This is a genomic window from Niastella sp. (genome assembly GCF_045805085.1).
In the GTDB taxonomy this organism is placed as follows: domain Bacteria; phylum Bacteroidota; class Bacteroidia; order Chitinophagales; family Chitinophagaceae; genus Niastella.
Window position 1 is genome coordinate 1 of the sequence record NZ_JBJMLX010000178.1, and the last position, 9,711, is coordinate 9,711.

The window sequence follows — 9,711 nt, forward strand, 5'->3', positions numbered from 1 at the left end:
CCATAGTAGACGGCCCTGAAAAGATCAGCTATCAGCTATTACAGGAGCGGGCCAACCACCTGGCAGATATACTTAAACAAAAAGGGATTGGTCCGGGAAGCATCGTCGCAATACTGTTGTTCAGATCTCCGGCGATGATCGTCTCCATGCTTGCCGTGTTAAAAGCCGGTGGCGCTTATCTGCCGATCGAGACTGACCTTCCAGTGGGGCGGATCAAATTACTGATCGACAACAGCCGCTGCAGCATCCTATTGGCAGGAGACGGCACTACCGGTCTTGCGGTAGCAGCAGGCCAGGGTTCAGGCATCGGGTCGCTTGCAGTGCCTGAGATCATCAATGTCGACAAGCTGGATGTAACCCATGCATCAGGGTTAATAGTGCAGCTGCCGGCTAATCCACAAGACGCTGCCTATGTTATATATACTTCCGGTACCACCGGCCTGCCTAAAGGAGTCGTGATCGAACATCGTTCATTGGTCAATTATATTCATTGGGCAGCGAAAAGCTATCTTAAAAAGGAGAAAGGCGATTTCCCCTTATATACATCCATATCATTCGATCTCACGGTTACTTCGATCTTTTTGCCCCTGGTGACAGGAAACAGTATAATTATTTATAAAGAGGAGGCGCCGGGTTCGTTGATCGAACTGGTTGTTACAGACAACAGGGTCGATATAATTAAAGCGACACCATCCCATCTCAAAATACTCCTGCAAAGTAAGGTCGCGGCCTTTCTTCCCGGCAGCAGGATAAATACCATCATCGTAGGAGGTGAAAAACTGGAGACGGCACTGGCCCTGGAGATATATAACGCATTTAATGGAAATGTTGCGATATATAATGAATACGGGCCTACCGAGGCTACCGTAGGCTGTATGATCCACCTGTTCAGCCCGCTGGAAATGCAGCGCGCAGTTCCTATTGGAGTGCCTGCTGCCAATACCCGAATCTATGTGCTGGATAAATACCTGCAACCGGTACCCGCTGGCGTGCATGGCGAAATATATATAGCCGGTAACGGACTGGCAAGAGCGTACCTGTTCAATGAATCCATGACAGCAGAGAAATTCATACCCGATCCTTTTCGGAAAGGAGAGAAAATGTACAAAACCGGAGACATTGCCAAATGGCTGCCGAACGGGGTCATTGAATATATCGGTCGTTCGGATCTGCAGGTGAAAATAAACGGCTACCGGATCGAACTCTCCGAGATAGAAAATGCATTGAACGGCTTTCCTGAAATTTCGGCATCCCTTGTAACTGTGAGAATCAATCCCAAAAACAAGCAGATTTTATCTGCCTTTTATATCAGCACCGGGAAATTAACCGAGTCCGCATTGAGGGACTACCTGGCAGACAGGTTGCCTTATTATATGATCCCCGTACATGTTACCCGGATCGAACGAATCCCTTTAACCCGTAATGGAAAAATAGATTACAACGCGTTACCTGAACCCGAGGGCAAAGAGAAGAGTAATCACGAGCTGCCCGTTAGCGAAATAGAAGCAATTTGTTTGAACGTGTGGGAGGAAGTCCTCGGGCTGACTGACTTACATGTCGATGATAATTTTTTTGAACTGGGCGGCGATTCTATCAAGGCCGTTCAGATCTCCTTTCGACTGGCCGAGTACGGTATATCAATAAGTGCAAAAGATATATTAACCTACCAGGTCATTCGATCAATAAGCTTGCATGCAAAGATGACAGCGAAAGGCAACACGTATGAACAGGGACTCGTGCAGGGCGAAAGAAGCCTGTTGCCGATAGAAGCCTGGTTCATTACCCGGAATTTTGACAACCCTGATTACTATAATCAATCTGTACTATTAACGCTGAACCGGCCAATAAACAGGGAGTGGCTCCAGTTGGCTTTTAAAAATATAGTCAGGCATCATGATGGGCTAAGGTTGAATTATGATCCTGAAAAAAGAAAGCTCTGGTATAATAACAACCACCTGGACGATGCTTTTATTATTGGTGAATTGGAGGAGGACCTTGTTACAGTTTGTCATCGGGTTAAAAGCAGCTTTGATATCAGGAATGGCCTTTTGCTTAAAGCAGCCCTTATAAAAGAAAATTCCTCCCTGTTCGGAAAATTACTGATAACTGCTCACCACCTGGTAATGGACGGCATTTCATGGCGCATCCTGCTGGAGGATCTGTATGCCGTTTACCACGCCATCGAAAGAGGGGCGCCAGTACGCCTTCCATCAAAAACGGCCTCATCCATCGAATGGGAAAAGAGGCTGGTTGAATATGCAGGAACGCCGGCCGTATTGGCCGAACAGCCTTACTGGAGTAAAATAGAAAATAGTGAATTTGACATCCCCACGGATTTCAGGACCCACGATTGGCGGATGATAAACATAGGTATTGTCAAAGGAAGTCTGAATAAGGAAACGACCGGTTTCCTGTTGAAAGGTGCGCACCAGGCATATAATACGGATATCCTGATCCTGTTGAATGCGGCGCTCGCCGGGATGCTAAAGGAATGGACGGGTATGGCCAGGTTTATCATCGAGTTGGAAAACCATGGCAGATACCTCGATTCAGTTGACACATCCCGGACGATCGGCTGGTTCACCGGCATGTACCCGGTAGAATTAAGCTGTCCGGAAGGCAATCCGGGCGAACTGATAAAAGCCGTAAAAGAGCAGATCCGTAACACGCCTGCGCATGGTATAGGATACGGGATCTGGAAATACCTGGCACCTGGGAACAGGACGAAAGCACAGGATGTTTCCATTACAGCAATCAGATTCAACTATCTCGGTCAGTTCGACAGGGAATTAAACAACGATCTTTTTTCATATAGCACAGAATCCAGCGGCAGTGATGCAGACAGCCGGAATAAGATAACGGCAAAACTCGAATTTAATCTTATGATCATAAGTGAGGTGCTATATGTTGATATTAAATACAACACGAAGGCATATAAAGAGTCTACCATAGAGTGGATAAGGGAAACCTTTCTGAAAAAGATACATGCTCTCCTGGCTCATTTACAAAATGAAACCAGTTTACATTTTACGCCATCTGATTTCGAAATCGACATCAATCAGCAGGAATTGGACGCACTGTTTAAGTGAGGTCCCAACGATAAAGAACTCCATTAGTTTATGAATGAACAGTTAGACAAAGAGAATGTCCAGGACATTTTCGAATTGAATATGATTCAAAAGGGTATGTTATTTCATCACCTGAATGAAGTGACCGGAAATCTGTATAATGTTCAGTTGGCCCTTTTGTTTGAAGGAACACTTCAGACAGAGGTGTTTATAGAAGCGTTTCGGATAGTACAATCGAAAAACGAATCGCTACGATCTGTTTTCCGCTGGAATGAAGTGAGCCGGCCCATCCAGATCGTTTTAAAGCAATGCCCGGCAGCTATCCTGGTGCATGATTATTCGGCTTATGACAGAACGGAGAGCGCCGCGATGGTAGAGGATTTTATCAATAAAGATCAGCAGGAACGGTTTGACCTCACCCAACTGCCTGTTCGTATGGCTATCATCAGAACTGCTCCGGCTTCCTATATTATTGTCCTGTCGCATCATCATATTTTATACGACGGATGGAGCACTGCCATCATGCTGGAAGAGCTTTTCTCAGCTTACAGCCAACTCACCAGCAACCAGGAAGTGGATATTGTTGATAAACCGTCCTATAAGATAATCCGGCAGGCTGTTAAAAGAAATGAAGCTGCAGAAAAAGACAGCGGGTATTGGAGGGAATATTTAAAAGATTATGAGATCACTTCCTTATTTCCTGAACGGCATGGCAGCAGCGAACCATTTGCTATTAAAAGGATGGAGTTTCAGGCGCCAAAAGAGCGTCTGGAGGAATTTGCCAGCACCCATAAGGTTACTAAGGCAACAATCATTTATGCTGCCTATGGATTGTTATTACAGCAGTATGGTAATATGCCCGATATCGTTTTCGGTACCACGGTCTCAGACAGGAGCGCAGCTATCCGGGGGCATGACCGGGTGATGGGAAATTTCATCAATACGATCCCCCTGAGAATAACAGCGTCCGGAGATAAAACTTTACTGGAAGTTGTCTCCGCACTGAATGAGGAACTGCTGGTGCGGAATCAACTGACTAGCACTTCTTATGCCGGCATCAAAAACATGCTTGGGTTGAAGGTTTCCGATGATCTGTTTGACTGCCTGATCGTCATCGAGAATTATCCCCTGGGCGAACAGTTGATAAAGAGCCTGTCTACCTTCAATATCAAGATAAAGTCCGTATATGGCAACGCCGGTATACCCCTGGTGGCTACGGTATTTTTCGGGGAGGAACTGATCTTTGAATTGTCTTATATGGACAATATTATCAGTGACGATTTTGCGGCCTCCTTCGGCAAACGACTCGTAAAGCTTACGGAAGAGATATTGTCAAACCCCAATCGAAAAGCCGCATCGGTTTCTCTTTTATCTGATGAGGAAGAAAACTGGCTGACGAATGAATTCAATGCAACAAAGACAGGATATGCTCTTGATGAGACCGTCCTGACCCTGTTCAATAACCAGGCTGACAGAACGCCTGAAAAAACGGCTATTATCACCGGAGGAAAAAGCATCTCTTACCGCGAATTGCAGGAGATATCTTCACGCATGGCATCCTACCTGGAAACAGTAGCCGGCGTGAAGCCCGGTGAAGGGGTAGGGATCATGCTGGAGCGCGAAGAAATGCTTGTACCTTCCATCTTGGGAGTACTCGCCACCGGCGCCGCTTATATACCCATTGATCCGGAGTATCCGCCGCATCGCGTACGTAACATTATTGACTCCTCGGGGTTAAAGGTCCTTATTACCCGTAGTAAACAAGCGGAGGGAATAACCGTACTGGACCTGGATCATTGTACCGGGGATATCCTTCGTCAATCACCTGCACTACTAACCCGCAAGGCCTCCTCCAATAATGTGGCCTATGTGATCTATACATCCGGGTCTACAGGAACGCCAAAAGGATGCGCAATCACGCACAGGAATCTATCCAATTATCTTCAATGGGCCAATGCATATTATTTCGGAGAGAATGAATACGGCAACTGCGGTCTGATCACTTCTATTTCATTCGATCTGACCGTTACCTGTCTCTTTGTTCCCCTCATCAAAGGAAGAAAGCTGTTTATAGGAGATGGAGGAAAAGACATAGCCGGTTTGTTAAAGGATTGTTTTGGAAATCCGGAGATCGATACCATAAAGCTAACCCCTTCTCACATATCCCTGCTGCAGGGGTTGAATATCACCAACACGAATGTGCGGGTGATCATTTGCGGTGGTGAACAGTTGACCAAAGAACAATTGAACATAGTATGGAATATTAATAAGGACATCCGGATCTATAACGAATATGGTCCCACGGAGACTACAGTGGGATCTATCGTGCTGGAGATGAAACCGGACGACAAAAAAATATTGATCGGCCGGCCGATCGCCAATACGGAAATATACATCCTGCAGGAAGATGACAGGCTGACGCCGACCGAAATGACGGGCGAAATTTGTATTGCCGGGGCCGGTGTTGGTAATGGCTATTGGGGGCAACCCGTATTGACCAGTGAAAAGTTTGTCGGCAATCCCTTTAAGCCGGGAGAAAAAATGTACCGGACCGGGGATCTGGGAAGATTGTTGTCAAATGGATATATCGAATGTCTTGGCCGAAAAGATGACCAGGTGAAGATCAGAGGCTTCCGGATCGAACTACAGGAGATCGAAGCGCAATTGTCGGAATTCGAAGGGATACGGCAGGTAAGGGTCATAGTCAGGCAAAAAGACGGAGACAAGTATATTGTTGCCTATTATTTATCCGATAATGAATATAATGGGGCTGTACTAAAAGACTACCTGTTGAAAAAAGTACCGGCCTACATGATACCCGCTTTCTTCGTCAGACTGGAAAGCATACCCGTTAATTCCAATGGAAAACTAGACAGGAAATTGCTACCCGAGCCACAGATACCGTCTGACGGAGACTACCTGGACGTGGCCGGAGATGTGGAGGCAGCCATACTGCAGATCTGGCTGGAAGTACTGGGCCATGACAGGATCAGTACCAACGTCAACTTCTTTGATATCGGCGGGGATTCTTTAAAACTGATCAGTGTATATAGTAAAGTGAAGTCGTCCTTCGATGTGGATATGCAATTTACTGACCTGTTCGATTACCCTACTATTACTGCACTGGCTGATTTTATTAAGTCTGGAATGCCGCAAGACAAAGTGCCGCAACAGGAAAATGCCGGCGTGTTTGATACAGGTGTAATGCAGGCCGCGTCCACCGCACCAGTGTCAACGAATACAGATCTGTCGCCGGTGCGCGACCAGGACATTGCCATCATTGGCATGGCCGGGAGGTTCCCCGGTGCAGCAACCATTGCTGAATTCTGGGAAAATCTGAAAGCAGGAATAGATTCAATTACCGTAGATAAAAAGGAAGCAGACCCTGCTACCTTAGTTCGTGCAAAGGCCCATTTGAGAGAATACGATGCATTCGATGCGGCATTTTTTAATTATATCCCTTCGGAAGCGGCTAATATGGATCCGCAGTTGCGGATCTTTCACGAATGCGTATGGGAAGCATTTGAAGATGCCGGATACAGACCAGGCAATTATGCCGGCAGCATTGGGCTGTACGGAGGAGCTTCTCCCAACCCCTGTTATAATATTAATATAGATGACAATGATAAAGAGGGCTGGCTGGAGAAATGGGAGGTCATGTCCTATGCGGATAAAGATTTTATGTGTCCCCGGGTATCTTATAAATTGAACCTGAAAGGACCGAGCATCAATGTAACAACGGCTTGCTCCACTTCCCTGGTAGCGGTTGCCATGGCATGCAACGATCTGCTGGCGAATAATTGTGATATGGCTGCTGCAGGAGGTGTTTCCGTTACTATGCATGACAATGACGGCTATTTATACCGGAAGGATATGATATTATCTCCCGACGGCAGGTGCAGGGCATTTGACGAAGATGCAGCAGGAACTGTAGGCGGTAATGGCGCAGGTGTTGTTGTGCTGAAAAGATATGCAGATGCAATCCGTGACGGGGACCATATAAATGCAGTCATCAAGGGTACAGCCATCAATAATGATGGGAACCAGAAAGTAGGTTTTACAGCACCCGGCATTGAAGGTCAATCCAGGGTGATCGATGCCGCTATCCGAAGCGCCGGCATTTCCGCTGAAAGTATTTCCTATATCGAAACACATGGTACGGCCACACTTTTGGGAGATCCGATAGAAGTGGCAGGGTTAATGAAAGCATTTAATACTGATAAACGCCAGTTTTGTGCAATAGGGTCCGTTAAGTCCAACATCGGCCATCTGGATGCAGCCGCAGGTATTGCAGGACTGATAAAAGCAGTCTTATCACTAAAACACAAGCTGATACCACCAAGCCTTCATTTTAAAAAGGCAAATCCTCACATCGACTTCGCAAATAGTCCATTTTATGTAAATACCCAGCCCAGCTACTGGAAGAACGGACAATATCCACGAAGAGCAGGTGTGAGTTCATTTGGTATCGGTGGTACCAATGCACACGTGATCCTGGAAGAAGTCCTTGTAAATGACAGTATCAGTCATGACAGTTACCAATTGATTACACTGTCAGCCAAAACGCCTGCAGCCCTTTCAGGGAACAGGGCAAAATTGCTGAACTATCTCAGGAAGCCGGGAGAAGCTTCGCTGGCAGATATCGCTTTTACCTTACAGGTAGGAAGAGAACCATTCAAATACCGGGACACGTTTGTTTGCAGCACGCGGGAAGAGGCGATCGGATTATTGTCCACCCGTTCTGATGATGCCGTTCCGCAGATGGCGCCGGCACACCAGCCCGATGTTGTCTTTATGTTCTCCGGACAGGGCGCACAGTATGCGCACATGTATCGGGGAATATATGATAATCAAAAATATTTTCGGGACACTGCGGATGAATGTTTCGCGATCGTTAACCGGATCGCGCGTATCGACTTAAAAGCAATTATTTTCCCGGGCCCTGATGGGGCGGACCAACTTAAAAGTACCGCCTATACACAACCAGCGCTCTTCATCATGGAGTATGCGCTGGCAAAGTTGCTGAGCCATTGGGGCATCAGGCCGGACATAATGATCGGGCATAGTATAGGCGAATATGTTGCGGCCTGCCTCAGCGGTGTATTTTCACTGGAGGATGCCCTGAAACTGGTTACAACGCGAGGGGCATTGATGCAGTCAATGCCCAAAGGGTCAATGCTGGCTATTGCTGCCCGTCAACAGGAATTAATCCCTTTACTTGATGAGCATTCGGGTATTTCCCTGGCAGCGATAAATAGTCCCGCACATTGTGTGGTGTCCGGCCCCTCCGGATCGATTGCGCTGTTCGCCGAAGTATTGAAGGCGCATGGATGGGAGCATAGAGAATTGCATACTTCCCATGCATTTCATTCTTCCATGATGGATGAAATACTTTCCTCATTTGAAGAAGTGGTGTCTGCAGTTACTTTTTTCCCGATCAACATTCCATTTATTTCGAACTATACCGGCAAGCGGGCTTTGGATAAAGAGGTCTCGACGCCGGCTTATTGGGTACAACATCTTCGCCGGGAAGTGCGGTTTGCAGAAGGCATGGAGACCATACTGAAGAAGGGACCGGCTCTCCTTGTTGAATTGGGTCCGGGCAATGCCCTGGCCACTTTTGTCCGTGCCAGTGACGCCTTCGGTAAGGAACATACGGTGATAAATATGGTCAGACATTCCAAACAGGATACTGACGATATGAAATGGCTTTTAAAAGGTATTGGGGAAATGTGGATGCTGGACATACAACCGGATTGGATAGCCTGGCACCAAGAGGAAAACAGGAAGCGTGTTCCGCTGCCTACCTATTCATTTGAAAAGACACCATTTCCGGCGACCATCCAGAAAACTGCGCGGGTTAATGAAATGGAAAATAACCGGGTAATAGAAAGAAACCCGGATATCTCAAAATGGTTGTATGTTCCCGGGTGGCGAACCACTCCGAACCTGGCTGCGATCAGGAAAAATTCCTCTGTTGATCCTGCATATTCCGGTTTCCTGATCTTTTCAGATGGCCAGCCGTTCAGTGCGCGGCTCATTGAAAAGCTAACTTCTACGAATACATCCTTTGCCCTTGTGGTTAACGGTACAACCTATCAGGAAGCACCGGATAATTGCTATATCCTGGATGCTGATTCGGATAATGATTATAACAAACTGTTTGACAGCCTCTCCCAAAAGGCATTTAAATACGACAACATTGTTTATATAAGAACGACACCGGGTGACCCTGCGTTTATTACCAGCCGGTTGGCACAAATTGTAAGATCAGCATATGGCAATGGTTCTTTACCCCGCAAGCAGATAGTGCTGCTGACCGCGGGTCTTCATAATGTTCTGGGAGACGAACCGGTTTCGCCCAGCCTGGCACCGGTAAGTGGCTTGCTGAAGGTGATCCCACAGGAATACTCCGGCGTTTATACAAGCCATATCGATATTTCCGCAAAAGAGGCACAGAGGGATTACGCTGTCCGGGAAATAGATGCAGATGCCTTCCTCAATAAATTACTGGATGAGATTGGACACCGGGAGCAGGGTAAGTCAGTTGCATTAAGGAATTCGAAGCGGTGGGTGCCGGTGTTCGAATGGCTTTTTGAACAACCCGGTTCCGCCAGTGTCCTTCATGACCTTCCTGTAAAGA

At 46.9% G+C, this 9,711-nt stretch carries 2 protein-coding genes; both read left to right on the plus strand.

The annotated features are described in order from the left end of the window. The coding region (locus ACJ751_RS09025) for an amino acid adenylation domain-containing protein (protein WP_407745159.1) at nucleotides 1-3,089 on the plus strand (3,089 nt) is incomplete at its 5' end. A gap of 30 nt (nucleotides 3,090-3,119) precedes the next feature. Beyond that, a partial coding sequence (locus ACJ751_RS09030; protein WP_407745160.1) for an amino acid adenylation domain-containing protein occupies nucleotides 3,120-9,711 on the plus strand: 6,592 nt, incomplete at its 3' end.